General features: G+C 55.5%; 18 protein-coding genes. 9 read left to right on the top strand and 9 right to left on the bottom strand.

Going from position 1 to position 25,271, the window contains the following annotated elements:
- The first annotated feature begins 1 nt into the window (after position 1).
- The gene (locus GS12_RS03225; RefSeq protein WP_052118343.1) at positions 2-2,254 is read left to right on the top strand and encodes a sensor domain-containing phosphodiesterase; all 2,253 of its coding nucleotides are present in this window, start codon (positions 2-4) and stop codon (positions 2,252-2,254) included.
- Here the strand turns inward: GS12_RS03225 and tehB are convergent.
- Genes tehB through ppk1 form a run of 3 tightly spaced genes read right to left on the bottom strand, consistent with a single transcriptional unit; the run spans position 2,244 to position 6,446 of the window.
- A complete protein-coding gene (gene tehB, locus GS12_RS03230) occupies positions 2,244-2,852 on the bottom strand; it encodes a tellurite resistance methyltransferase TehB (protein ID WP_034943841.1) in 609 nt (202 codons plus the stop codon). The genes GS12_RS03225 and tehB overlap by 11 nt on opposite strands.
- Positions 2,852-4,381: an exopolyphosphatase gene (ppx, locus tag GS12_RS03235; protein WP_034916349.1), complete on the bottom strand. Its 1,530-nt coding sequence runs from the start codon at positions 4,379-4,381 to the stop codon at positions 2,852-2,854. Before ppx ends, tehB begins: the two co-directional genes overlap by 1 nt.
- Positions 4,382-4,385: 4 nt before the next feature.
- On the bottom strand, positions 4,386-6,446 hold the full coding sequence (ppk1, locus tag GS12_RS03240; RefSeq protein ID WP_034943845.1) for a polyphosphate kinase 1: 2,061 nt from the start codon (positions 6,444-6,446) through the stop codon (positions 4,386-4,388).
- Positions 6,447-6,607: 161 nt separating this feature from the next.
- On the opposite strand from ppk1, the gene GS12_RS03245 reads away from it, so the two are divergent.
- The 3 genes from GS12_RS03245 to pstB are packed head-to-tail and all read left to right on the top strand — an operon-like array spanning position 6,608 to position 11,094.
- The gene (locus GS12_RS03245) at positions 6,608-8,722 is read left to right on the top strand and encodes an ABC transporter permease subunit (RefSeq protein ID WP_034943848.1); all 2,115 of its coding nucleotides are present in this window, start codon (positions 6,608-6,610) and stop codon (positions 8,720-8,722) included.
- A complete protein-coding gene (gene pstA, locus GS12_RS03250; protein ID WP_034943851.1) occupies positions 8,719-10,317 on the top strand; it encodes a phosphate ABC transporter permease PstA in 1,599 nt (532 codons plus the stop codon). The genes GS12_RS03245 and pstA overlap by 4 nt, the downstream gene beginning before the upstream one ends.
- Before the next feature lie 12 nt (positions 10,318-10,329).
- A complete protein-coding gene (pstB, locus tag GS12_RS03255) occupies positions 10,330-11,094 on the top strand; it encodes a phosphate ABC transporter ATP-binding protein PstB (protein WP_034916341.1) in 765 nt (254 codons plus the stop codon).
- A gap of 35 nt (positions 11,095-11,129) precedes the next feature.
- On the opposite strand, the gene purN is transcribed toward pstB, so the two are convergent.
- Positions 11,130-11,768 carry a phosphoribosylglycinamide formyltransferase gene (gene purN / locus GS12_RS03260; protein ID WP_034916340.1) on the bottom strand — a complete coding sequence of 213 codons (639 nt, stop codon included), beginning with the start codon at positions 11,766-11,768 and terminating at the stop codon, positions 11,130-11,132.
- Entirely contained in the window at positions 11,765-12,805 is a 1,041-nt protein-coding gene (gene purM, locus GS12_RS03265) for a phosphoribosylformylglycinamidine cyclo-ligase (RefSeq protein ID WP_034943854.1), read from the bottom strand. The genes purN and purM overlap by 4 nt, the downstream gene beginning before the upstream one ends.
- Positions 12,806-13,041: 236 nt before the next feature.
- Here purM and upp point away from each other — a divergent pair, with 236 nt between their 5' ends.
- The 3 genes from upp (at position 13,042) to hda (ending at position 15,790) form a co-directional block, all read left to right on the top strand.
- Positions 13,042-13,668 (top strand): uracil phosphoribosyltransferase, encoded by a 627-nt coding sequence (upp, locus tag GS12_RS03270; protein WP_034916338.1) that lies wholly within the window; start codon positions 13,042-13,044, stop codon positions 13,666-13,668.
- 66 nt (positions 13,669-13,734) lie between these two features.
- Positions 13,735-15,012 carry a uracil permease gene (gene uraA, locus GS12_RS03275; RefSeq protein WP_034916336.1) on the top strand — a complete coding sequence of 426 codons (1,278 nt, stop codon included), beginning with the start codon at positions 13,735-13,737 and terminating at the stop codon, positions 15,010-15,012.
- Positions 15,013-15,082: 70 nt separating this feature from the next.
- Entirely contained in the window at positions 15,083-15,790 is a 708-nt protein-coding gene (gene hda, locus GS12_RS03280; protein WP_034916335.1) for a DnaA inactivator Hda, read from the top strand.
- Positions 15,791-15,846: 56 nt separating this feature from the next.
- On the opposite strand, the gene bepA is transcribed toward hda, so the two are convergent.
- Complete coding sequence (gene bepA / locus GS12_RS03285; RefSeq protein ID WP_034916333.1) at positions 15,847-17,301, bottom strand: beta-barrel assembly-enhancing protease; 1,455 nt, start codon at positions 17,299-17,301, stop codon at positions 15,847-15,849.
- 728 nt (positions 17,302-18,029) lie between these two features.
- Here bepA and GS12_RS03290 point away from each other — a divergent pair.
- Together GS12_RS03290 and GS12_RS03295 are read left to right on the top strand one after the other, a co-directional pair.
- Positions 18,030-18,638 (top strand): DsrE family protein, encoded by a 609-nt coding sequence (locus tag GS12_RS03290; RefSeq protein ID WP_034943856.1) that lies wholly within the window; start codon positions 18,030-18,032, stop codon positions 18,636-18,638.
- Between the two features lie 202 nt (positions 18,639-18,840).
- Positions 18,841-20,433 carry a sensor domain-containing diguanylate cyclase gene (locus GS12_RS03295; protein ID WP_034943859.1) on the top strand — a complete coding sequence of 531 codons (1,593 nt, stop codon included), beginning with the start codon at positions 18,841-18,843 and terminating at the stop codon, positions 20,431-20,433.
- Here the strand turns inward: GS12_RS03295 and GS12_RS03300 are convergent, their stop codons facing one another.
- The 3 genes from GS12_RS03300 to GS12_RS03310 all read right to left on the bottom strand — a co-directional run bounded on the left by GS12_RS03300 (position 20,434) and on the right by GS12_RS03310 (position 25,254).
- Positions 20,434-21,114 (bottom strand): fimbria/pilus periplasmic chaperone, encoded by a 681-nt coding sequence (locus tag GS12_RS03300; RefSeq protein ID WP_051937162.1) that lies wholly within the window; start codon positions 21,112-21,114, stop codon positions 20,434-20,436.
- Positions 21,111-22,562 (bottom strand): hypothetical protein, encoded by a 1,452-nt coding sequence (locus GS12_RS03305; protein ID WP_052118344.1) that lies wholly within the window; start codon positions 22,560-22,562, stop codon positions 21,111-21,113. The genes GS12_RS03300 and GS12_RS03305 overlap by 4 nt, the downstream gene beginning before the upstream one ends.
- A gap of 202 nt (positions 22,563-22,764) precedes the next feature.
- Positions 22,765-25,254, bottom strand: coding sequence for a CS1-pili formation C-terminal domain-containing protein (locus tag GS12_RS03310; protein WP_084089557.1), 2,490 nt, complete (start codon positions 25,252-25,254; stop codon positions 22,765-22,767).
- Between the last annotated feature and the right edge of the window lie 17 nt (positions 25,255-25,271).

Consider the following 25,271-nt stretch of genomic DNA (forward strand, 5'->3'; position numbering starts at 1 on the left):
AATGATAATTAATAATATTTTTAAAAACTTCAACAAAAGCATGTGGGGCTTACCCTTGCTGCTGCCTGTGATCCTGATGCCGTTAAGTACGCAGCTGTCGGTTCGGCTGTTCCTGCCGCAGGGCTACGTCTATCTGATCTATCTGCCGCTGGCGGTGATGGTCGCTATGCTGATGGTCTATGACTGGGCCGCGTTTCCGGGTATCGCGCTGTCGCTGATCGTCTACTATTTTCAGCGCTATCAGCATCAGTTATTGGCAGCCTGGGTGGTGACCGGCATTTTTTTGGCAACGTTAGTCATTTGCTGGACAGGCTATAAGCTCCATGCGCGTAAACGCTGGAGCGTCGATTTCAGCGAACTGCGACTGATGCCAATCAGGCTTTTCTGGCTGGCCTTTATGGTGCCCACGCTGTTTAGCGTGGGTATGCAACTGATGTTGGCTGTGGGTTTTGTGCCCGCTCAGCGCTCCATTTTTTCCCGGGAAATGTTTTCGCTCCATACGCTGCTCAATTATCAGTCTGTGCTGCTTTCCTGTATGGCGATGATGCCCATCAGCTATTTAGCGATTCGCTCACTGCGTAATCCGACGTTCATACGTCTGATTTACCGACGCGCCAGGCGCCAGGCGGCACATGAGGTAAAAAAGACTGAGTTCTTCACCTGGAGCAGTCTGTTAATTTTTTTAATGGCCATGCTGCTGATTTTCCAGAAAGGGAAGTACAACCTGCTCACCACCGATTATGGTCTGCCACTGCTGCTGCCGCTGATGCTGTGGTCTGCCGTGCGCTTTGGCTATATTTTTACTTCTTTAAGCTGGGCGGTGCTGCTGCTGGCGCTGTACCAGCTACGCGATCGTTTCCTGGGGGCGGCGACAGAGCCTTATCATCTGGCCGTGATGTCAGCGAATCTGCTGGTTTTTACGCTGACTATCCTGTTAATGGCTGCCATCACCACGCGACAGCGATTTGCGATGGAGAGGATCAAACTGGCCGCGTTGAGTGACCCGATCGTCGGATTGCCGAATCTGCGCGCGCTGGTTGACGATCTGGCCGCTCAGCCACGCTCAACGCTCTGCTTTCTGCGCATCCCCGATCTGGACAAGTTAAGCCGCATTTACGGGCTGCAAATGCGAATTCAGTACAAGCGAAGCCTGGCGAATCATCTGATGTCGGAACTGCTCGCCGGCGAGTACGTTTATCAACTGCCGGGGTTCGATCTGGTCATGCGGCTCGACTATGTCAGCCATCTGGAACGCATTGAAAATATCGAAGCACGTCTGAAAGATTACCATCTGATGTGGGAAGGAATGCCCGTTTATACGGCCGTCGGCCTCAGCTACTGCACCGTGCGACCGCCGGTCACGCATCTGTACCAACTATTGGGTGAGATGAGCGCGCAGGCTGAGGTTTCACTGCGCAGCGGCGTGGCGGAAAATCTTCATCACAACCGAGGCAAGACAATCCAGCGCAGCCTGACAGAAAAAATCGCGCTGTTGGAAGATGTACAGGCGTTACTGGAAACGGGCGACATCACGCTGATAGCGCAAAAAATCTGCGGCATTCGCGGCGACGCGTATTACGCAATCTCTCTGCAAATGAGCGACAGAGACGGCGAACTTGTGCCGTTTGAGCGGTTTTCCGCCATCGTCAACGAGTTTGGCCTGGCCTGGGAAGTGGATCGGCTGGTGATTGTCAGAACGCTGGCGTTCGTTTGTGAGAATCGTGAGACCCTGCCCGCCGCTAGATTTGCCATCAGTCTGTTCACCACCAGCCTTGCGCGACCGCGTCTGGCGAAAGAGCTTGGTGAGTACCTCAGCCGTTATCATGTTGAACCGTGGCAGTTGATTCTTCAGGTGGATGAGTCATCGTTGCTGAGAGACTACAGCGGTGGAAATCGCTCTGTTGCGCAGCTTCGACAACTCGGACTTCGCGTCGCGATTAATGATTTCGGCAGCGCGTGGTCCAGCTATACGCGGCTGAAAGAGGTGCAGGCCGACATGCTTAAAATCGACAGACAATTTGTCGATAACATGCATAAAAGCAGCCTGGACTATCAGATTATTGAATCCATTTGCGCTGTAGCCAGACTCAAACGTATGCAGATTATTGCTGAGGGCGTTGAGTCTGAAGAAACGGCGCAGCTGCTGCGCCGACTTGGCGTGGATTTTCTTCAGGGAGAGTTCATCAGCCAGCCCTGTCATCTCGCTACGCTGCCCTTTGCCGATAATCAGGCAGCGGAGAGCATCACGCTTTAACCTGCGATTTTTGCGCCAGAAGCGTGGCAAAACGCAGCGAAATGCGTTTGCCATGCTCATCGGTACGGTGCAGTTCGCCCACGTTTTCGTTGTATTTAATGATGTGCCATTTACGGTAGTAAGCGCTCAGCTCGCCGGATTTAAACGCAAACGGAAAACCTGCATTGCACGGGTAATCTTCCGTATCCATGGCCGCCACAATCAGGTTGAAGCCGTTTTTCACCGTACTGGCCTGCATATCGGCGATCAGCTGCGGCACAGCCTCCGGCTGAAGAAACATCATAACCACGGTGGAGAGCACAAAATCGTATTCGCCGATAAAGCGCAGGGTGTTGAGATCCTTCTCCGCGGTTTGAATGCCCGTAAGACCTTCCTCATGAATAATCTGATTGAGCCGCGCCAGGCTGGCCGCGTTACGATCCCACGCGGTCACGTTAAAGCCCTTCAGATTGAGATAGAGCGCGTTACGGCCGTTGCCGCAGCCCAAATCCAGCGCGCGTCCCGGCGCGATTTTTTGTACCGCTTCCACTACCTCGGAATGGGTGGCGGTGAGCTGATACCGTTCGGTGTAATAATTATCGGGTCGTAAAATAGCCATTAATTTACTGCTTCTTCAATAGTGAGCTGCCAGCCGGTAACGTCTTTCCAGTAGATCTGTTCGCGCTCCAGATCGAGCTGCGCCAGCGTGTTCTGACTGAAATAGTCATGCGGGAACGTCAGCGTCCAGTGACCGTCGTCAGTGTCCAGTTTCAGCGTATCCGGTCTTGAGGTGGCCTGGCGCTGATTGTTCAGCAGCGCGCCAAGCCGCAATAAAAAAACCAGCGGCAGGAACTGCTTTTTCTTGAACAGCGTCAGGCGCGGCATCTCTTCCACCTTTACCGCTTTACGGTGAAAGCGTACCAGCGTGGCCAGCAGCGTTTGTTGATCCTGATTAAAACCGGGCAGGTTGGTGTTTTGCAGGATGTAGGAGGAGTGGCGCTGAAGCCCGCTGTGATTAATGCTCAGTCCCACTTCATGCAGCATGGCCGCCCATTTCAGCAGCGCGGCGAGCTGCGGATTGGCCTGTTTTTGGTTTTGTTCACGCCACTGCTCATAAAGCCGCTCGGTGGTCTCAAGCACGCGCTTTGCCTGATCGCTGTCGATAGCGTAGTGGTTCGCCAGGCTTTGCGCGGTACGGCTGCGAATATCCTGATGGCGAAAGCGTCCTTCCATTTCATACAGCACGCCTTCACGCAGCGCCCCGTCCGACAGGCGGAGTTCGCGAATCGCAAGCGCATCGAACACGCCGCAAAGAATGGCCAGGCCGGGCACGAATACGGCTTTTCGCTCATCAGAAAGGCCGGGCAGCGTCAGCGCATCAAAGGATTTATAGCGAATCACCTCCTGATACAGCATCTCCAGGCGCTCCGGGTTGATGAACTTCTCTTTTTCGCCCATGGCCAGCAGCACTTCGCAGGCGGCCTTAATCGTACCGGACGCGCCCAGCGCGAACTGCCAGCCCGCCAGCCGATACTGCCATGCCAGCGTTTCCAGTTTTTGCACCGCCGCCAGACGCGCGCGGCGGAAATTTTCCGCGCTGATAACGCCGCCGGGAAAGTAGAGATTGGCAAAGCTGACGCAACCCATCCGCCGACTTTCAACCAGCTTTGGCTCAAAGTCTTCGCCAATCACCAGCTCCGTTGAACCGCCGCCGATATCAATTACCAGCTTGCGGCCTTTCTCCGGCTGCGTGTGCTCAACGCCCATAAAAATCAGGCGGGCCTCTTCGTTACCGGAGATCACCTCAATCGGGTAGGGGATGACGTCGGCGGCGCGCTGGAGAAAATCCTCAGCATTAATCGCCTGGCGCAGCGTATGGGTGCCGACGATGGTCACGTTGGCCGGACTGAAGCCCTGAAGGCGTTCGGCAAACATCGCCAGACAGTTCAGCCCGCGCTGAATCGCCTCTTCGCTAAGGATATTATTGTGATCCAGCCCGTCGGCCAGATGTACGCGCTGTTTCAACCTGCCGAGCACCTGCATGGCGCCGTCCACCACGCGGGCAATCACCATATGGAAGCTGTTGGAGCCTAAATCAATGGCCGCAAACTCCTGGGGTTTCGGCGAACTCTTTTGGGATATTGGCATAATATTATTCAGGTTGTTCCAGCGTTTTAACGTAATCGTAGATAGCCATTTGGGCGCGCACCTTGCGGCGGTTGCCGCGCGGAACGTAACGATTGCTCAACTCTTTATCAATAAAGCGCGACTTGATCGTATCACTGAACAGGATCGCAATGATATCCAGCCCCCGCTGTTTCAGAATCGGGTCGAGGATGGACACCGCCACTTCAATGCGGTAATCGATGTTGCGGGTCATCCAGTCGGCGGAAGAGAGGAAGACTTTTTTGTCGCCGCCGTTATCGAAAATGTAAACGCGGTCGTGTTCGAGATAGCGATCCACGATGCTGATCACGCGAATGTTGTCGCTGATGCCTTCAAGATTGGGGATCAGCGAACACATTCCGCGCACCAGCAAATTCACCTTCACGCCCACGCTTGACGCGGCATAAAGACGATCCACCAGGCCTTTATCCACCAGGTTATTGATCTTCAACGTAATGCCCGCCGGAATGCCCTGCTGCACGTTAGCGATCTCATTATCGATTAGTTGATAAAGCATCTGCCGCGAGTTTTGCGGCGACACCATCAGGTGCTCAAAAGAAACCGGGCGATACGGGTTTTCAATAAAGTTAAACACGCGCCGCACCTCGTTGGTGATGCGCGCGTCGGCGGTCAGCAGTGAATAGTCGGTATAGAGGCGGGCGGTTTTCTCATTGAAATTGCCGGTGCCAATGTGCGCATAGCGATTGATTTCACCGTTTTCACGACGTGAAATTAAGAACAGCTTGGCGTGGATCTTCAGGCCCGGCGCAGAGAAAATGACGTGCACGCCCGCTTCGGTCAGCCGCTTGGCCCAGTGAATATTTGCTTCTTCATCGAACCGGGCCTGAAGCTCGACCACCACCGTCACTTTTTTGCCATTATAGGCGGCGTGGATCATCGCATCGATAATGCGTGAGTTTTTCGCCACGCGGTAGATATTGATTTTTATCGCCAGTACGGCGGGATCGAATGACGCCTGACGCAGCAGTTCCAGCACGTGTTCAAAGGTGTGATAAGGATAGTAGAGCAGCACGTCGCGGTTGCGAATGGCGTCAAAGCCGTTGCGGAAGCGGTCAAACCAGATGTGGCGCAGCTGCGGCAGCGGTTTATTTACCAGGTTAGCTTTGCCGACGTTCGGAAAGGTGATGAAGTCTTTGAAATTGTGATAGCGGCCGCCTGAAACAATGGAATCATAGTTAGAAATGTTCAGCTTTTTACGCAACATTTCCACCATCGCATCCGGCATATCGCGCTGGTAAACAAAGCGCACCGGCTCGGCGGTCAGGCGCTGTTTCAGGCTGGACGACATCAGCTCAAGCAGGCTGGATTCCATCTCGGTCACCAGATCGTATTCTGCATCGCGGGTCATCTTCATTGAATAGGCATTCAACGCGTCGTAATCGAAGAAGCCGCGGAAAATGTCGCCGAGGCAGTAGCGAAGGATATTATCTAGCAGGATCATCGGTTTGCGGCGGCGCGGCGTTTCCGGCGGCAAATTGACGAAGCGCGGCACCTTATCGGACGGAATTTCCAGTAGCGCGTAGCTAATGGTATCAGCGCTGATAATTTCGACGGCAAGATAGGTGTAGTCATCCTTCAGGAATTCAATCAGGTCCGTGTCGTGATTCACTAAAATGGGCGTGACATGCTGGCGCAGGTGATGTTTGAAATAGTGTCGCAGCCAGCTTTGCTGATTGGGCGAGAGCTGCCGTTCGTTGATCAGGAAGATCTGATTACGCGCCATCTCCAGCAGCAGATCGTTATACAGCCCGTCGAACTCCTGGTCGGCCTTCAGCACCCGCGCCTGAATCTTTTTGAGCAAATGACGCGGTGGGTTAGGCGTACCCTGTTCTTCGCCAATCAGGATACGGCGTTTTAAATCGGCGAAGCGAACCTTATAAAACTCTTCCAGATTATTGGAATAAATGCCGAGAAAACGCATGCGTTCAATCAGCGGATTGGTTTTATCAGCGGCTTCCTGCAACACGCGTTCATTAAAGGATAACCAGCTCAACTCTTTTTCGATATACAGCTTTTCCTGACCCATTTTTACTCCATTCGCAGATGCAACGCGCTTAAGACCGCCCATTGTCTCGCTCAATTATGGCGAGAGTATGGCAACAATGTCCAATGGACATTATGGATTGTCTTATTAACCACATACGGGCAACATAGCGCCTAAAAGCGCACAGGAAAGCGACAATAAGCATGAACCCAACCCCCATTCCCGCTCAGTTTAACGATCGCCGCCGTCAATGGGCAGACCGCCTGACGCGCCGCTGCGTGATGGCCTGCGGGTTGCTGGTACTGGCGGTGATGCTGCTGCTGTTTGTCTGGCTGGTGTGGGTGGTTGTGCCGCTGTTCTCCTCGACGACGCTTTACAGTCGCGGCGAAATCGCGCTCTGGCAGGCGCGGCCCGTTGTGGCGCTGGGCATGGATGCACAGCAGAAATGGGGATGGCGCATTGATAATCAGGGGCAGGGGCGCTTTATCCCGCTGGATGCGCAGCCGCCCGCGCCGCCGATCACGCTGCTGCCCGACGCACAACACGCGGTCACCACCGCCGATAACCAGAGCGTGCTGCTGCAAAATGCCCGCGGCATGGTGGTGGTGGAGCCTGATTTCCACGATCGCCAGCCTGGCTGGAAATTTCCGCTGGGCGACACACCGCTTACGCTGGCGCTGGCGTCGGATGCGCTGACCGACGTGGCGCATCCAGAACCCGCGCGCTGGCTGGTGGCGCAGGCGGACAGCAAGCGCATGGTTATTCAGCAGTTTCAACCCAACCGTCCCGCAACCGTCTGGCGCGTGGACAGCGCCGACACCCGCCAGCTTTTACTGACGCCGGACGGACGACAGCTGTTTACGCTCTCCGGCAACATACTGCGCGTCTGGCAGATCGGTACGTCGGCTATCCTGCTGCGCGAGGCGCATACGCTGTCGCCCGCGCCGCAGCGCATCAGCCTGCTGAGCGGCGGCAGCTCCCTGCTGGTGACGGACGATAAGGGCGTGGCGCAGTGGTTTGATATCGCGGGCGAAAACGGGCCGCGCCTGCACAAAATTCGCTATTTTGACGGTAGCAAAGCGCAGCCGTTGCTGTTCAGCGAATCACAACGGCGCGTTTTCGCCACGCTCGGTCAGAATGGCGAGCTTTCCCTGTTCGCCAGCAAACAGGCTGGCGTGATTTTCTCCCGTCAGCTGACGCCCGGTATTCTGAGCGCGGTTTTTGCCCCGCGCGGCGACGGCATGCTTATTGAGCGTCAGGGCCGCTGGCAGCATCTGAGCCTGTCAAATCCCTGGCCGGATATCAGCCTGCGCAGCCTGTGGCAGAAAGTATGGTACGAACACTATCCCTCGCCGGATTACGTCTGGCAGTCCACATCCGCTGATGATAACTATCAGGGTAAATACAGTCTGGTGCCGCTGGTCACCGGCACGCTGAAGGCGGCGGGGCTGGCGATGCTGTTTGCCACGCCGCTGGCGCTGGCGGCGGCCATGTACACCGCCTGGTTTATGGCGCCGGGGCTGCGTCGCTGGGTCAAACCCGCCATTGAGATGATGGGCGCGCTGCCGGGCGTGGTGATTGGCCTGGTGGCCGGCATCTGGCTGGCGCCGCAGTTGGCGAACAGGCTCTCCGGCGTTTTGCTGCTGCCGCTGCTGCTGGCGGGCGTACTGTTGGCGTGCAGTTGGCTTTCGGTACGCCTGCCGCCGCGCTGGCGAGCGCGGTTTTGCGCGGAAGGCCGTGAAGTGTGGATATTGCTGCCGGTGCTGTTGGTTACCGCGCTGTTTTGTCTGATTGCCGTGCCGTGGCTGGAGCAGCAGCTGTTTGGCGCGAGCGTCATCGGCGGCGACTATCCGCAGCGCAACGTCCTGGTGGCTGGCGTGGCGATGGGATTTGCGCTGGTGCCGATCGTGTTCACCCTGGCGGAAGATGCCATTTTCAGCGTGCCGGCCTCGCTGGGGCAGGGTTCGCTGGCGCTTGGCGCGACGCAGTGGCAGACGCTGACGCGCGTGGTGCTGCCGGGCGCGGCGGCAGGGATCTTCGCCGCGCTGATGATTGGCTTTGGCCGCGCGATGGGCGAAACGATGATCGTGCTGATGGCAACCGGTAATACGCCGGTGACCGACGGCGGCATTCTCGAAGGCGTGCGCAGCCTCGCGGCGAACGTGGCGATAGAGATGCCGGAGGCGGCGGCGGGCGGCGCCCACTACCGGGTACTGTTTTTAAGCGCGCTGGTGCTGCTGGTGTTTACGCTGATTGTGAACACGCTGGCGGAGCTTGTCCGTCAGCGGTTGCGAAAGCGCTATGAGGTGCAGGGATGAGCGCGATGACGAATAACCATCGCTGGCGCTGGCTGACCGGCGGCGCGGTGGCCGTCTGCCTGCTGGCCTTTATGCTGCTGGTTTTTCTGCTTGGCTGGCAGGGGCTGCGCTACTTCTGGCCGCATCCCGTCACGCTTTTTACCGTGCAGCAACCCGCCGGGATTGTACAGATGCTTGGCGAGATTGCGCAGCAGGAGCAAAACGATCATCAGGAAATCCGCTATCTGCTCAAAACCGGCAACCGCGATATCGACGGCGTCGACTTTCATAACGTGACCAGCAGCCAAATCCTGCGGCAGACGCAGCCTGCCGGCGCCATCGTATTGCAGCGTCGGACGGGCGGGATGGCTTACGGCTGGCTGGATGCGCTGTTGGAAAATGGTCAGCCGCTGGTGGCGACCGACATGATGGCAGAGCTTCAGCAGCGCATCAGAGAAACGCGTGAGCGGCAATCGCGCGCGGAGGCGATCCGGCGCGTTGGCATGGCGCAGGTGAATAACCAGCTTGAACAGCTTGCCGAGGCGCGTGCGCGGCTGGAAAAAGCGAATCAGTATACGGCTCAGGACGAGTCGATTCATCAGGCCGACAGCGCGGAGCTGAAGCGCCAGTTTTCCCGCAGCGCCGAACGGCTGGCGGAACTCAAGCGCGAAAGCGACAGTACCGTGCTGATCCTGCGCGATGCCGACGGTCAACAGCATCGTATTCCGCTGAGTCAAATTCTTGCGGCCTGGCATCCCAACGCGATGAGCTATGGCGAAAAGTGGCAGCACTTCGGGCAGCAGATTTGGCACTTCGTCAGCGACTCGCCCGGCGACAGTCTCGGCGACGGCGGCGTGTTTCCGACGATTTTCGGCACCATACTGATGGTGCTGCTGATGTCGGTAATGGTAATGCCGCTTGGCGTGGTGGCCGCCATCTGGCTGCATGAATACGCCGGGAACGGCCTGATGACGCGGCTGGTGCGTATTGCCGTCGTCAATCTGGCCGGCGTGCCCTCGATTGTCTACGGCGTGTTTGGCCTCGGCTTTTTTGTCTGGCTGGTGGGCGGGAGTCTGGATCGGTTGTTCTTCTCCGCTACGTTGCCCGCGCCAACCTTCGGCACGCCGGGGCTGCTCTGGGCATCGTTGACGCTGGCGCTGTTGACATTGCCGGTGGTGATCGTCGCCACCGAAGAGGGATTGTCGCGTATTCCTGTTTCCCTGCGGCAGGGCTCGCTGGCACTGGGCGCGACGCAGGCGGAGACGTTATGGAAAGTGACGCTGCCGCTGGCGGTGCCGGCTATGCTGACCGGCCTGATCCTCGCCGTGGCGCGCGCGGCGGGTGAAACGGCACCGCTGATGCTGGTGGGCGTGGTGAAAATGGTGCCGGAGCTGCCGGTGGACGCCGTGTTCCCGTGGCTGCATCTGGACCGTAAGTTTATGCATCTGGGTTTTCAGATCTACGATCTGGCTTTTCAAAGCCCCAACGCGCAGGCAGATCGCCCGCTGGTCTTCGCCACCGCGCTGTTGCTGGTGGTGATTATTCTTGCGCTGAATCTGCTGGCGATGGTGCTGCGCCACCGTCTGCGCGAACGTTACCGCACGCTGATGAACTGAAGGAGCGCCTGATTGAACGAACCGGACATTGCCCTGACGCTGGATAATCTGTCGCTGTGGTATGGCGATAAGCAGGCGCTGAGCGCCATCAGCTTGCAGATACCGAAGAACCGCATTACCGCACTGATCGGCCCCTCCGGCTGCGGGAAATCCACGCTGCTGCGCTGTTTTAACCGTATGAACGACGCTATTGTCGACTGCCGCGTTGAGGGGGATATCCTTCTCGAACAGCAGTCAATTATGGCAAACAACCTCGATCTTCCGGCCCTGCGCCGCCGGATTGGCATGGTGTTTCAGCGGCCGAATCCGTTCCCGAAGACAATTTATGAGAACGTGGTCTACGGGTTGCGCCTTCAGGGCGTGCGCGATCGCCGCGTGCTCGACGAGACGGTGGAGCGGGCGCTGCGCGCTGCCGCCCTGTGGCCGGAGGTAAAAGATAAGCTGTGGCAAAACGCGATGACGCTGTCGGCAGGGCAACAGCAGCGGCTGGTGATTGCGCGGGCTATTGCCATTGCGCCTGCGGTGCTGCTGCTTGACGAACCCACCTCGGCGCTTGATCCCATCACCACGCTGGTGATTGAGGAACTGATGCAGACGCTGAAAGAGCAGTTCACGCTGATCCTGGTCACCCACAATATGCAGCAGGCCGCGCGCGTCTCGGATTATACCGTCTTTATGCATCAGGGAAGCGTGGTGGAAGCGGGCGAAACCGACGTGCTGTTCACCGCACCCCGGCAGCGTCGGACGGAAGACTATATTTCCGGGCGCTACGGCTGAAAAAAAAGCGAATCAACGATTCGCTTTCAGTGCGTTCACTCCCACGCGTAGCCTTCCGGCGGCAGGCGCTTATCATCAAGCCAGGCGGCGTCGTTCCGCATCGCCAGGCGTCCTTCCGTAAACCAGCCCACCACCAGCGGATAGATGGCGTGCTCCTGATGCTGAACGCGTGCGTTCACTTCGTCTTCCGTATCATCCGGGTAGACCGGCACCTTCGCCTGAAGGATCACCGGGCCGCCATCAAGCTGGTCGGTGACAAAATGTACCGAGGTGCCGTGCTCATCATCGCCGTTGGCGATGGCCTGGCGGTGAGTGTGCAGACCCGGATATTTCGGCAGCAGGGAAGGGTGGATGTTGAGCATGCGCCCGGCATAGCGCTGAACAAATGCCGGGCTGAGGATACGCATGTAGCCCGCCAGTACCACCAAATCGGGCGCGTAAGCGTCGATCTCCTGCATCAGCTGCCGGTCAAAGGCTTCGCGATCGGCGAACTCCGCAGCGGACAGCGCGTGCGCCGCAACGCCCGCCGCGCGCGCGCGCTCAAGACCGAAGGCGTCGGCTTTGTTGCTGAACACGGCGGCCACGCGGCCAGCCACCCGACCCTGCTGACACGCATCAAGAATAGCCTGAAGATTACTGCCCTGGCCCGAAATCAGCACGACCAGCCGCATCATGCGTTAATAACCACGCGCTCATCGGCATCAGAGGCCTTGATCACGCCGATTTTCCAGGCCTTTTCACCCGCCTGCGTCATCAGTGCGACCGCGTTATCCGCCTCGTCAGGGCTGAGGGCGATCAGCATGCCGACGCCGCAGTTAAAGGTGCGATACATCTCATGGCGGCTGACGTTGCCCGCCTGCTGCATCCAGCTAAACACTGCCGGCCACTGCCAGCTCGACTCTTCCAGCACTGCCTGGGTGTTGTCCGGCAGCACGCGTGGAATATTCTCCCAGAAGCCGCCGCCGGTCAGGTGAGCAATGGCGTGCACGTCCACCTGCTCGATCAGGCTGAGGATGTTTTTTACATAAATACGGGTAGGCTCCAGCAGGTGATCGGCCAGAGATTTACCGTCGAGCTGCGTGGTTTCAGGATCGGTGTTGCTGACTTCAAGAATTTTACGCACCAGCGAATAGCCATTAGAGTGCGGGCCGCTGGAGCCCAGCGCGATCAGTACATCGCCGTCCTGCACTTTGCTGCCGTCGATAATTTCTGATTTTTCCACCACGCCGACGCAAAAACCCGCCACGTCGTAGTCTTCGCCGTGATACATGCCGGGCATTTCCGCCGTTTCGCCGCCGACCAGCGCACAGCCGGACTGCGAACAGCCTTCGGCGATACCGGTAATCACGCTGGCAGCGGTATCAACATCCAGTTTGCCCGTGGCGTAGTAATCCAGGAAAAACAGCGGCTCGGCGCCCTGTACCACCAGGTCGTTGACGCACATGGCGACCAGATCGATCCCGATGGCGTCGTGACGTTTGAGATCCATCGCCAGGCGCAGTTTGGTGCCAACGCCGTCGGTGCCGGAGACCAGGATCGGTTCGCGATATTTTTGCGGCAGCGCGCAAAGTGCGCCAAAACCGCCTAACCCTCCCATCACTTCCGGACGGCGCGTTTTTTTCACCACGCCTTTAATACGATCGACTAACGCATTGCCCGCATCGATATCTACGCCGGCGTCTTTATAGCTGAGAGAGGTGTTGTCGGTCACTGCGAAATCCCCGCGATGGTGGTAAAGAAATAAGGCGCGGCAATTCTACCAGCGCAGGCAAACGTTTGCGAGTGCCATCTGTCCCCCTGCGTTGGGCGATGAAAATTTCCCCATCACCGTGCGAAGTTTGGAAAAGATCGCGTATAACTTACATTAAGTCATAGGGCGCAGCGGAAAAATGGCGCTATAATCTCGCGATTTTTTTTGGCAGCCTATTACTCGGGGGAGTACAAAAAATGAAGATCGTGGAAGTCAAACACCCGCTGGTCAAACATAAACTGGGCCTGATGCGTGAACATGACGTCAGCACCAAGCGTTTCCGTGAACTTGCCTCCGAAGTGGGAAGCCTGCTGACCTATGAAGCCACTTCTGATTTAGCCACTGAAAAAGTCACCATCGAAGGCTGGAATGGCCCGGTGGAGATTGAGCAGATCAAAGGTAAAAAAATTACCGTGGTGCCGATTCTGCGCGCCGGTCTCGGCATGATGGAGGGCGTTCTGGAACACGTACCCAGCGCACGTATCAGCGTCGTGGGCGTTTATCGCGATGAAGAAACGCTGGAGCCGGTGCCCTATTTTCAGAAGCTGGTATCCAATATTGAAGAACGCATGGCGCTGGTGGTTGACCCGATGCTGGCAACCGGCGGCTCAATGATCGCCACCATCGACCTGCTGAAAAAAGCCGGTTGCGTCAGCATTAAAGTGCTGGTGCTGGTTGCGGCGCCGGAGGGCATCGCCGCGCTGGAGAAAGCGCACCCGGACGTGGAGCTGTATACCGCTTCGGTCGATAAAGGCCTCAACGAGAAAGGCTATATCATTCCCGGCCTGGGCGACGCGGGCGATAAGATTTTCGGGACGAAATAAAATAAAAGGAAGCCGACCGAAGAGTCGGCTTTTTAATGTTCAGGGTAAATCAATAAGGGGAATACGATGACGCGTCGCGCAATTGGCGTAAGCGAAAGACCACCGCTGCTGCAAACGATTCCGCTCAGCTTTCAACATCTTTTTGCGATGTTTGGCGCAACGGTGCTGGTGCCGATTTTATTTCATATCAACCCGGCCACGGTGCTGCTGTTTAACGGCATTGGCACACTGCTCTACCTCTTCATCTGTAAGGGAAAAATCCCGGCCTATCTGGGTTCGAGCTTCGCTTTTATTTCGCCGGTTTTGCTGCTGCTGCCGTTAGGCTATGAACTGGCGCTGGGCGGCTTTATTCTTTGCGGCGTGCTGTTTTGCGTGGTGGCGCTGATTGTGAAAAAGGCCGGTACGGGCTGGCTGGACGTGATGTTTCCCCCGGCGGCGATGGGCGCCATCGTTGCCGTCATCGGTCTTGAACTGGCGGGCGTGGCGGCCAATATGGCAGGGCTGCTGCCTGCTAACGGCGCGCCAGCGGATGGCAAAACCATTTTGATCTCAATGATAACGCTGGCGGTCACGGTTTTCGGCTCGGTGCTGTTTCGCGGTTTTCTGGCTATCATCCCAATCCTGATCGGCGTGCTGGCGGGCTATGCGCTTTCGTGGTTCATGGGCATGGTGAACTGGGCGCCGGTTACCGCCGCGCACTGGTTCGCGCTGCCCACCTTCTACACGCCGCGCTTTGAGTGGTTCGCCATGCTTACCGTGCTGCCCGCCGCGCTGGTGGTAATTGCGGAACACATCGGGCATCTGGTGGTTACCGCGAATATCGTCAAAAAAGATCTGCTGAAAGATCCGGGCCTGCATCGCTCCATGTTTGCCAACGGCATTTCAACGGTTTTTTCCGGTTTATTTGGCTCAACGCCTAACACAACCTACGGAGAGAATATCGGCGTGATGGCCATTACCCGCGTTTACAGCACCTGGGTGATTGGCGGCGCGGCGGTGCTGGCTATTCTGCTCTCCTGCGTGGGCAAGCTGGCGGCGGCGATCCAGGCGGTGCCGGTGCCGGTAATGGGCGGGGTTTCACTGCTGTTGTATGGCGTCATTGCCGCCTCGGGTATTCGCGTCCTGATTGAATCCAAAGTTGATTATAACAAGGCGCAAAACCTGATCCTGACCTCGGTGATCCTGATTATTGGCGTCAGTGGTGCCACCATACATATTGGTGCGGCCGAGCTGAAGGGCATGGCGCTGGCAACCGTTGTCGGTATTTCACTGAGCCTGATTTTCAAGGTTATCAGCCTGCTCAGGCCGGAAGAAACCGTGCTCGATCCTGACGATCGCGGCTGAATACACGTCGTTTAATCTCCCGGCAAAGGTGTGGTAAACTTTTGTCGGATTTTGCCCGATCGACACCGAGGTGCTTCTGAACACGCCGGCTCAGCTATCGCTGCCACTCTACTTACCCGATGACGAAACCTTCGCCAGTTTCTGGCCGGGAGAAAACCCATCCCTGCTTGCCGCGCTTCAGGGCGCGCTTCACCAGCAGCACGGCAGCTATCTTTACTTCTGGTCGCGAGAGGGCGGAGGGCGTAGCCATCTGCTTCATGCTGCCTGCGCCGAGCTGTCGGCGCGGGGTGAAGCGGTGGGCTATGTGCCGCTGGATAAGCGCACCTGGTTTGTGCCGGAAGTGCTCGACGGTATGGAGCAGCTGGCGCTGGTCTGCATTGATAATATTGAATGCATTGCCGGTGACGATCCCTGGGAAATGGCGATTTTCGACCTCTACAATCGCATTCTTGAAAGTGGACGTACGCGGTTGCTGATCACCGGCGATCGTCCGCCGCGCCAGCTGAATCTTACATTAGCGGATCTCGCCTCGCGGCTCGACTGGGGACAGATTTATCGTCTTCATCCGCTCTCTGACGACGACAAAGTGCAGGCGCTTCAGCTACGTGCGAAGCTGCGCGGTTTTGAGTTGCCGGAAGACGTGGGCCGCTTTCTGCTGAAAAGAGTGGATCGCGAGATGCGTCAGCTTTTCGCTACGCTCGATCAGTTGGATCGCGCCTCGATTAGCGCACAGCGCAAGCTGACTATTCCCTTCGTCAAAGAGGCGCTGGCGCTCTAGCGTTTGGTGGCGCTTAAGCAACGTGGCGGGCAGTAAATCACGCCTTCTACTGACGTTTATGAGCGCTGATACGGGCGGAAGCGTTTTTGCAGATCCCGTAGCTGATCGATACGCGCATCGTAGCGCGCCTGTTTCAGGCTGCCCAACGGCACGGCGGCGCTCGCCTCGCTGAGGCTACGGATCGCCTGATCCAACTTCCCGCTCAGCGCCAGGCTTTCCGCTCTGGCCGCCTGCTCTTCGTCGCCAAGACCCTGATCGTGCGACGCCTGCGCCAGCAGATCCCAGCCGTTAGGATCGTCCTTGTGCGCCCAGGTGTAGCGATAAAGTATCTTGCTGGCGCTGGCAGGCTGTTTTGCTTCCACCATGGCGTTAGCCAGGTTTAGCTGTACCACCGGATTTGAACCGCCCGCCGCCTGCAATAGCGTAATGGCTTCACGCGGCTGCTTCAGGCCGATGCAGATATCGGTCATCAGATCCAGATACCAGACGTTGCCAGGCTGTTTTGCCAGCAGCGGGGCGATAATTCTTTTTGCTTCGTCAAAGCGTTTGGCCTGTAAAAACTGCACGGCCTTGCCGTAGCGCGCCGCCGTCTGCTCGCGGCTGTTGCCTTTACTCAGCGTATCTAGCAGATCGTCGCTAAGTTGATTTCTGCCGGAGGCGTACATGCCGAGAATGCGCACCTTCGCCATGTAAAAATCCTGAGAGGACTGCACGACGATGGGCGGCATCTGATTGGCGCGGTTGCGCGCATCGGAAAGCCGACTGTCCGGCAGCGGGTGGGTAAGCAGCATTTCAGGTGGCTTCGAGGAGAAGCGCGACTGATCCGCCAGCTTCTGAAGGAAATTCGGCATCGCTTCCGGGTCGAAACCAGCGCGTTGCAGTACCTGAATGCCGATGCGGTCCGCCTCCTGCTCATTCTGTTGCGTAAAGCTGATGATCCCCTGCTGTGTACCGGCTATCGTGCCGCTCAGCGCGGCCATGCCGGCCTGCGGGCTGGCCATTGCCAGCAGGATTGAACCCAGCGCGCCAACCCAGGTCAGCGGCGCATTACGCTGTTGAGCCTCCATTGCGCGCGCCAGATGGCGTTGGGTGACGTGAGAGATTTCATGCGCCATTACCGATGCCAGCTGGCTTTCGTTTTCGGTATAGCGGAACAGGGCGGAGTGCAGCACCACGTTGCCGCCGAAAAAGGCGAAGGCGTTGATTTCATCATTACTGATGAGGAAAAAGTGAAACGGCGTCTTCACCGACCAGGCATGGGCGACAAGGCGCTGGCCGAGCTGGTTAACGTAATCATTCAGCAAAGGATCGTTGATGAGCGGCGCGCTGCCGCGTAGTTGGCGAACGTAAAAATCGCCCATCGCCAGTTCCTGATTAACCGATAACGTATTGCCTGCCGTCGTGCCGATATCCGGCAGATTATCGCTCAGGTCGGCAGAAACCGGCAGCGAGGCGGTCAGCAGAGAAAGGATCAGTGAGGCGATGGCGCCTTTTTTTAATGGATTAAGCATCGGGGATCCCACGGTGAGCAACTCCTCTTTTGACCCGGAACCGGCCATAACGTTCTGCGTTTTAACCGCGTCGATCGGTTGACGCGCCTTATCTTAACCGCGGGCAATCACCAGGGGAAAGAGGGTGAAGAGCGATATTGCCGTGCCGACGCGATTTACGCTAAAAAAACTGAACGTTTTACGGGGCCACAAAAAGGGCGCCCGTTAGCATATACGTGGGGTAAAGCACCGGTTGACGGGCATTCTGGAAAAAATAAAAACCGGATAAGCGACAGATTTTTTTAAAGTTTAGTAAATTTATTCAATTAAATTGATTCTGGCATGTTTTTTGATTAAGCATTGTCTGAAAAGCCGTATTGACCCCGGATGAAGTACTGCTGCGAAGGGTAAATTACATCAGGCAGGTTTATCATTTTTGCCAATGTTACAGGGCCGGGTGTGAATAAAATAATTTCTGCTGTTCAGGCCGTTTACCCATTATTTCTTAACGCAAATTTCTCTTCTGACCCCTTCAGATTTTTTTTAAATGGCACTGACCAAAAAATATCTTTTGAATCAGCATTCAGGGCAGCTACATATTAATTGTGATCAATAATTTCGTTATGAAATTAACGAAGCGACTGACGCAAAATAGAGGCGAAACAACCGCGCGTTGCTGTGATATAGATCCTCTCCTCGCCGCTTCGTGTGGCCAATCCTTTATCAGCTTACCGTTTGGAGAGTGTTATATGCGTCCCGTTGTCACCTATGTTCTTATCGCAGTCGTAGCCGGTTTTATCGGCGCAAGCTTTACTCAGGCACCAGAAGTCGTCGCAAAAATCAGCAACCATTTAGGCAGCCAGCCTGAAGAAGAACCTAAGGAATTCTGGATCACGCCAGCGATCGAAGGCTATGGTAAAGCGCATTACGAAGCGGATGCCGCTTATAAACCGGCGGTGGGCGACAGCAACAAGATTGTTTTTCAGGTGACCCGCGCAGAAAACAGTCCGAAAGATCCCAACCTGGGTCTGGAGCGTGTTGCGCGCGTGGTTAACCTCTATGTGGCATCCGGCGTGCCGGTGGACCAGCTCAAGTTCGTGGTTTCAGTGACCGCAGACGGCACGCCTGCCATGCTCAATAACGTGCAGTACAAACGCATTTACGGTATTGATAACCCCAATCTTAAGCTGATTGGCGAACTGCGTGAGAAAGGCGTGGACGTATCGGTCTGCGACCAGTCCGTTGCTTTTCACCATTTTCAGCATGACTGGATTGATACATCCGTCACGCATGCACTCTCCAGCCCGACGACTGTTGCAACGCTTGAAAATAAAGGTTACGCCTTCCTCGCGATGTAACGCTTTTCTGCTTCTGGCAATAAATTCTTCGGCCCGCCTCTGCGGGCCGAATTATTAGCGATCAAAACCGGACCGAATATTCCCAAAATTATCGAGACGTGTACAATCGGGAAGTGTTTTACCAGGGCATGACAGTTTAAAGTAAACGCGCACAAACAATAGCAAGGCGCTGAATGATGATATTTCAAAATAAGGTAAGTCTATGTTAAGGCATAAACGCCTGAAAATGGACTTGCGCGCGCTTATAACGCTGTTAGCCATTGCCAGCATTGTAATTACGCTGGCCAATTCGCTGTATGCAAGCTGGCGGGTACAGCGCGACGTGCTGATTGCCAATACGCTTGAGTCCAATCGCGTCTATGCCACCAAGCTGGCCTCCACCACCGAAATGTTTTTTCAGCTCGCCCAGTCTCAGTTGGGCTATAGCGCAAAAATGCTGAGCGGCGAAATGGATAATGAACAGGCGCTTCAGGCAGAGGTGGATCGTCTGCGTCTGCAAACCAACAGCTTCAATTCAGTGGTGGTGGCCGATGCGAGCGGCTGGGTCAGGGCAATCTCTCCTGAATCGCTGAGGCTGAAAGGTATCCAGTTAAGTACGCCCATGTCCGAACAGGCATTGTCACAGCGTAAACCGCTTATCAGCCGTCCCAATATCTCAGCGGCAAAAAATCTGGTGGTGCTCGTTTCTACGCCCGTCTGGTCAAAAACCGGCAGCTATCTGGGGTTCGTTGGCGGCACGATCTATTTAAAGAAAAAAAGTATCGTCAATGAAATGCTCGGCGAGCAGTTCTATCGCGATGGTTCCTCGCTTTATGTGGTCGATGATAACGATCGCGTCCTCTACCATCAGAACGGCAAGCTGATCGGCGAAAAGCTTCCGTCGATAATTGGCGATCGTATTGGCCCTGGCGATCTCAACGGTTCACGTGAGATTGATCAGGCAGACGGCGAATCGACGCTGGTCGGTTATGCCACGGTGCCGACGCCGGGTTGGACTATCGTTGCGATCAAGCCGACGCAGACCACGCTGGCACCGCTCAGCAGCCTGCTGTTGAAGGTGCTCCAACATTCGATTCCCTTTGCGCTGCTGACGCTGCTGAGCGCATGGATTCTGGCGCGCCTGATTGCGCTGCCGCTGTGGCAGCTGGCACGCAAAGCCAGCAATATGGATGCGCCTGGCGTCTCGAAAGAGATTAACGGCATTCGCGCCTGGTACTATGAGGCGTCACAAATTAAGCGCACGATGCTAACCGGCATCGGCATGCTTCAGGACAAAATTGGCCGCCTGAAATTTGAAGTACAAACCGACCCGATGACCTCGCTGCTGAACCGGCGCGGGCTGAACACGGTGCTGGAGTACTTTAACGCCACGCGACAGCCTTTTGCAGTGCTGGCGCTGGATATCGACCATTTCAAACGGGTCAACGACACCTGGGGCCATGATATTGGCGACAGCGTGATCAAAAGCGTGGCGCAGCAGCTTGCAAAAAGTTCGCGTCAGACTGACGTTGTATGCCGCAACGGCGGCGAAGAGTTTTTAATCATTTTACCCGGCGCCGATCGCACCAAAGCGGTGGACATCGCCGAGCGCGTGCGGGAAAACATAGCGCAGTTAACGCTCGAAACCATTGGGCATATTTCCATTTCAATTGGCGTGGCGTTCTGGTCAGCGGATGAGATGCCTCTGGAGCGCGCCTTTAAACTGGCTGATGATGCCCTTTATCAGGCCAAAAATGCCGGTCGCAACTGCGTGGTGACCAGCCAGCCAGAAGCGCGTTTAGCGGTTCAGCATTAATCAGCGAGCCGCCTGATCAAAACAGGCGGCGCCAAGCGGAATAAAGCGCGATTCAGTGACGATAAATTTTTTATTATTACCCTTGAGCAACGGTGAGCGAAAAGTTTCTCCCGGACGCAGGTAGACGCTTTTAGCGAGTTGATCGCTGCCGCTACAGCCATTTTTCACCATCAGCCTGAACCAGGTATTGCCGCTGTTGAGCAACGTTCCTTCGCTAACGGAGTAGGTCCAGTTAAGGCGCATCTGGCGCGGGCGAACAACCAGAATCGCTTCCAGCGCCACCACCGGTTCCAGCGTTGCGCCACGGGTAACCTGTTCAGTCATCAGTACGCCGAGCGGTATTTCGCGGAAAGTCACGCGATAGTAGCGCTCTTTATCATCCTGCGGGCCGGAGTAAATAAACCTCACGTTATCACTTCGTCCCGCTTCCAGCGTCAGCCGGCGCGGCGTATACATTATCTCGCCATCGACAGGCCGGACTTTAACTTCATTATTACCCGGCCTGTCAATGCCGGTAACGGAAATGGCATAAACGCGCGAGGCGTGATTATTATTATGTACCTGTTTGCTGATGAATTTTTTTTCAGGCGGCATGGAAAAAGTCAGCGTGCCGATATCAATCGCGATGGCCTCCGCCGGGAGCCAGAGAAACAGCAGTGTCGCGCTGAGCCTTCTCATCATTCTATATTCCGCCAGGTGGCTGAAACGCGAATTTCTCCCGATGCAGAAACAATCCCTTCCCAAAATTCGAGCTCTGTAGTGCGTTGTGAAACGCTATTATCCATTGGAAATTGCAGCTTCAGCCTGGTTTTATTCATCACACCCGTGTCGCCGCTGGCGTCATCCCAGGGGGTTTGCGACCACAGCGCATGAGTAATATCGAACCATTTTTCGGTGCAGTTGTGCGCCAGCCGTTCAACGGCACCGTCGGAACGGGTAAAGATCAGGAAGCCGGGGAAAGGTACGCGGAAGGTATTGTCCCTGGCGCTGAACAGGCAGTAATCGCTGTTGAGAACCCGTCCGGTAGGCCCGGTGACCTGCACGGAAACCTTGTCCGCCTCCGTTCTGCCGCTAGTGGTGAGGATGTAGCCAAACTCAAGCGGCGGCTCACCTGATTCCACGCGGCCATCTTTATGAGGAGAGATGGCGAACGCATCGGAAATAATGCTGATGCCAAAGTTTCTCGGTTTAATAAGGATCTTATTCGATGGTCGAAACTCATAAAAACCCGATTCAGGCGTCAGGCTGTTAGTGATATTTATTTTAAGAAACTGGCTGCTGTCCATATAGTTCAGACCACTTGCGGCCAGCTCTTTAAAAAAGGCGTTTGAGAAGAAAATATACAGCGCGTTACTGCCTGATGACGCCAGCTTCGAAAAGCTGAAATCGGCTTTGAGGTTCGTCCAGTTGTTGCCGTCGAAGCTCAGTCGCAGTGCAGCGTTATTGGGGGTGAAACTTAATCCTTCTGCGGAGAGGCTAAACGCAATGGAACTGCTGCTGCTGCCGTTTGCCATCGTGAGGGACAGATCCAGCATTTTGCATACCACGCCGTCGCGCGTTGAGGCCGTGCCGCCCGACTGTCGGTACTTAAAACACTCCACGCCGCCCTCGCCGATAGTCGGGTTACCCTCAGAGTCGATAAACACTTCTGAAAGCGAATTGGTCGGCTTAAGAATCAGGTGCGCGCTTTTCGTGTGTTGTACCTTTTGCTGATACCAGGAGCCCCGCGTGGCGTCTTTGCATCTGCCGCCGTTATGAACGTCGTAATCCTCTTCCGTCCAGCAGTTGTTAATAATCATTTCGAACGTGTCCCCGGTGGGCAAAACACGCAGGAATTGATAAAAAGCCATGCTTATCAATCCGTGATTCCACCGCGTACCGCTGGAAGGGGTTCTGGCTTTGTAAAAACCGTCATTATCGACCAACGCCGCAGGAATTACGCCGCTGTCAGGCGGACATCCTGCATAATCGATCAGGCAGCGCAGCCCGGTAATGGCGCGGTTGACCGGTGGTTGCTCGAACCAGATATCAACGTTTCGGTTGTTGGGGATCGTGTAGTGCGTATAGCTGTTGATGTAGCCAAGGCTCCGCTGTTTGTTAACAATTGAACCACTCTGCCATTTCGACATTGTCCAACTGCTTGAGCCGGTCATGCGAGGGTCAAGGCTTTTCATCGGTGTAATGAAGTAGTCGTCGTCGAGGTTATTTTCGACAAATAAAAATGAATTTGAATGGGTGGCTGCGGTAATAACCGGTGTCAATGACCATACGGGCGATACCCTGCACAATGACAGCAACAGGGTGAAAACGATCAAACCCAACCGTCTAATATTAGCTTGCCTTATTTTCACAAATAATTTCCCCAATCCACTTAACGCCCTGTGCGCCTGATAAATCTAATGTCGATTCGCAAAGCCGTTCTGAAGCATCTGAAATAAAAATTGACGGGTGAAGTTTGTCCACATCAATACTGAACTCGCCCTGTTCATCGGTGACGGTTTTGCCGATGTGATTATGGACAGACGTGTTGGCAAGCAACTGCCCCTGTGCCGAACGCAGCCGACCGAATACCGTCACGCGCTGTTTAACCTCTGGGGTCATCACCACTACGTTGCCGGGATAGAGCGTAAAACTCTGCTGGCGACCCTTCAGGATGTCATAACTTGCCATTGAGTTGCGATCGTTCATCAACTCAACCTGATAATGCTGATAGGGCGACAGCGGAATGTAATTATTAACGCCGTCGATTTTGAAACGTTGTCCGTTGACGCGTGCGGTTAATGAACCGTCCGTTAGAGCTGTTTCGACAATAACGCCGGAACCGCTCCCGCTGTTGGCGCCGCTCATGGCAAAATTTTTGCCGCTGAACGCCGTTTCGCCGTGGGCCACAAGGTTAGTATTAACATAACCTCGCGCCGAACTATTCACGTTCAGCGAGCCGCTGGCCTGTTTCGCCTGAAAGTTGGCATAGGCGCTGCCGCTCAGCGTTTTATCGAGGCCGGTATCACCGCCGATCGCTCTGGCAATATTGACACCCGTTGCGTTAATAATGCCTTCTTTATGCGTCTGGCTGGCGCTGACATTGGCCGTTGTATAGCCGTTTTGATGCGACATGCCCACGCCAAGGGCTTTACCGAGCGGCATTGAGAAATCAAAGGCAAGGTATTTCCCGCTACTGTCACTGTTTTGGTAACGATAGCGTTGCATTCCCATACGCATTGAAAGGTTGCCATACCGGCCTGAGAAAAGAGACTGGCTATAGTCCAGATTATGCCAGGCATTGTTATGCTTTCGGTCGCGGTGATAACTGACGTTAACAACGCCTGCTTTCGGCAGCAGCCTGCGCAGATTCAGCGTGCCGCCTACGGCGAACTCATTACTGGCATCAAATGATAACGATTTGCCCTGCGTGCTTTTTTCATGGCTGGCCCAGACGCTGAACTGGCTGTTAATGGACACATTACCGCTAAGCATGGCGCGCGTTGAGCGGTCAGTTGCGCTCAGCGTTTGCATGGTAATGCTGGCGTTTTCATACAGCGGCATCGTAAGGGTGCTTTCCGCTACGCCGACGTTTGCAAACCCCCAGGCGCTGAACGTCCAGTCAATAACCTGCCACAGCGACAATTGCGATGAGGCGGAAGCACCGGCTATCCATGTCTTGTCGTCGGTTTTGCTGCTGCTGTCCTGCCAGCCTTCACGCTTGAGCAGCCCGCCCCAGGTTTGCCACAGGAGTTTAGGTGTGCCGATCCCGCGACGTAGAAAATGTTTCTTGAGCTGCTGCCTGGTGGTGGAAACCCGTTTGCCGTCAACGATGATCTCAACATCAACGGCATAGTCGCCCCACGGCAGAGCACGGGTATCCACCTCAAAACTGCCCATCGGGAAATTCTGGATTGAGAGGAGTTTTCCGTCGCGTTTAATATGCACTTCGCCGGCAGCGGGCAGGAAAACCTCAATCGGTATCAGGGATTGTCCTTCAATCCTGTTACGCGACGCGGCGTGATTACCCATTGAGACACCAAGAACCTTACCGCCGTTGATGCCCGATACGTTGCCCAGCGACTGGAGATCCCAGCTATCGGCCATGCCGGTTGCGAAGCGATAGCCACCCACGTCGCGTTCATAGATGGCGCGAGAAAGGAAGGCGTCGTAATTTTTATCATCCGTGCCGTAGACCGAACCATTCACATTAAAATGATCTTCGCCCTTACTTAGCAGGCTGTTGAGTGAAAGGTAGCCATTGGTATTTGATTGCTGATGGCTGTGCCATGAATTGTACAGGCCCGTGTCCCAGGCGATTGTACCGGTAAAATCTTGCACGGTAGCAGCATTAAGCAGAGTGTGACGCGGGCGCTCCCGCCTGCTCAAGGCATTTTTTTGAACAATAAGCCGTATCGTCAGACTTTTCAGATCGAGATGAAGCGTTGCGCCCGGGGCGACGGCAATATTGAGATCGTTGTTAAATTCAACGCTCTTCAGCGCGGCGAGCTGCGTGGTGATCTCCTCTGTCAGCTTTGCACCCTGCGGATTCTCAATGGTTTCTACCTGTGCAATGCGAAACTGAGCGTTATGAAGCACCAACATGACGTTGGCGACTTTCTGATTATTCTCTGTTTGATTGCCTTCAAGAGACAGCATCACCGGGATCGCCACCCCTTCCTGTAAAGCCTGTCGGAACGCACCGGGAATAAGAATATTTTTAATACGTACCGGATCGATCGCAGCATTATTTGCCGCCGTATTACCCTTAAGGGGAATACAGGCAGACAAGCTCACCATCACTAAGTGGAAATAAGAGACATTAAACTGATTCCTGAGCATACCCGCATTCCCTTAGC

It is taken from the genome of Erwinia oleae (assembly GCF_000770305.1).
GTDB classification, from domain to species: domain Bacteria; phylum Pseudomonadota; class Gammaproteobacteria; order Enterobacterales; family Enterobacteriaceae; genus Erwinia; species Erwinia oleae.

What these genes read in the sequence shown, in the direction of transcription:
- GS12_RS03245 (WP_034943848.1), top strand. Translation starts at nt 6,608, where the DNA reads ATGAACCCAACCCCCATTCCCGCTCAGTTTAACGATCGCCGCCGTCAA.
- GS12_RS03290 (WP_034943856.1), top strand. Translation starts at nt 18,030, where the DNA reads ATGCGTCCCGTTGTCACCTATGTTCTTATCGCAGTCGTAGCCGGTTTT.
- tehB (WP_034943841.1), bottom strand. Translation starts at nt 2,852, where the DNA reads ATGGCTATTTTACGACCCGATAATTATTACACCGAACGGTATCAGCTC.
- upp (WP_034916338.1), top strand. Translation starts at nt 13,042, where the DNA reads ATGAAGATCGTGGAAGTCAAACACCCGCTGGTCAAACATAAACTGGGC.
- GS12_RS03295 (WP_034943859.1), top strand. Translation starts at nt 18,841, where the DNA reads ATGTTAAGGCATAAACGCCTGAAAATGGACTTGCGCGCGCTTATAACG.
- ppk1 (WP_034943845.1), bottom strand. Translation starts at nt 6,446, where the DNA reads ATGGGTCAGGAAAAGCTGTATATCGAAAAAGAGTTGAGCTGGTTATCC.
- uraA (WP_034916336.1), top strand. Translation starts at nt 13,735, where the DNA reads ATGACGCGTCGCGCAATTGGCGTAAGCGAAAGACCACCGCTGCTGCAA.
- GS12_RS03300 (WP_051937162.1), bottom strand. Translation starts at nt 21,114, where the DNA reads ATGATGAGAAGGCTCAGCGCGACACTGCTGTTTCTCTGGCTCCCGGCG.
- pstA (WP_034943851.1), top strand. Translation starts at nt 8,719, where the DNA reads ATGAGCGCGATGACGAATAACCATCGCTGGCGCTGGCTGACCGGCGGC.
- GS12_RS03310 (WP_084089557.1), bottom strand. Translation starts at nt 25,254, where the DNA reads ATGCTCAGGAATCAGTTTAATGTCTCTTATTTCCACTTAGTGATGGTG.
- bepA (WP_034916333.1), bottom strand. Translation starts at nt 17,301, where the DNA reads ATGCTTAATCCATTAAAAAAAGGCGCCATCGCCTCACTGATCCTTTCT.
- GS12_RS03225 (WP_052118343.1), top strand. Translation starts at nt 2, where the DNA reads ATGATAATTAATAATATTTTTAAAAACTTCAACAAAAGCATGTGGGGC.
- purN (WP_034916340.1), bottom strand. Translation starts at nt 11,768, where the DNA reads ATGATGCGGCTGGTCGTGCTGATTTCGGGCCAGGGCAGTAATCTTCAG.
- GS12_RS03305 (WP_052118344.1), bottom strand. Translation starts at nt 22,562, where the DNA reads ATGTCGAAATGGCAGAGTGGTTCAATTGTTAACAAACAGCGGAGCCTT.
- ppx (WP_034916349.1), bottom strand. Translation starts at nt 4,381, where the DNA reads ATGCCAATATCCCAAAAGAGTTCGCCGAAACCCCAGGAGTTTGCGGCC.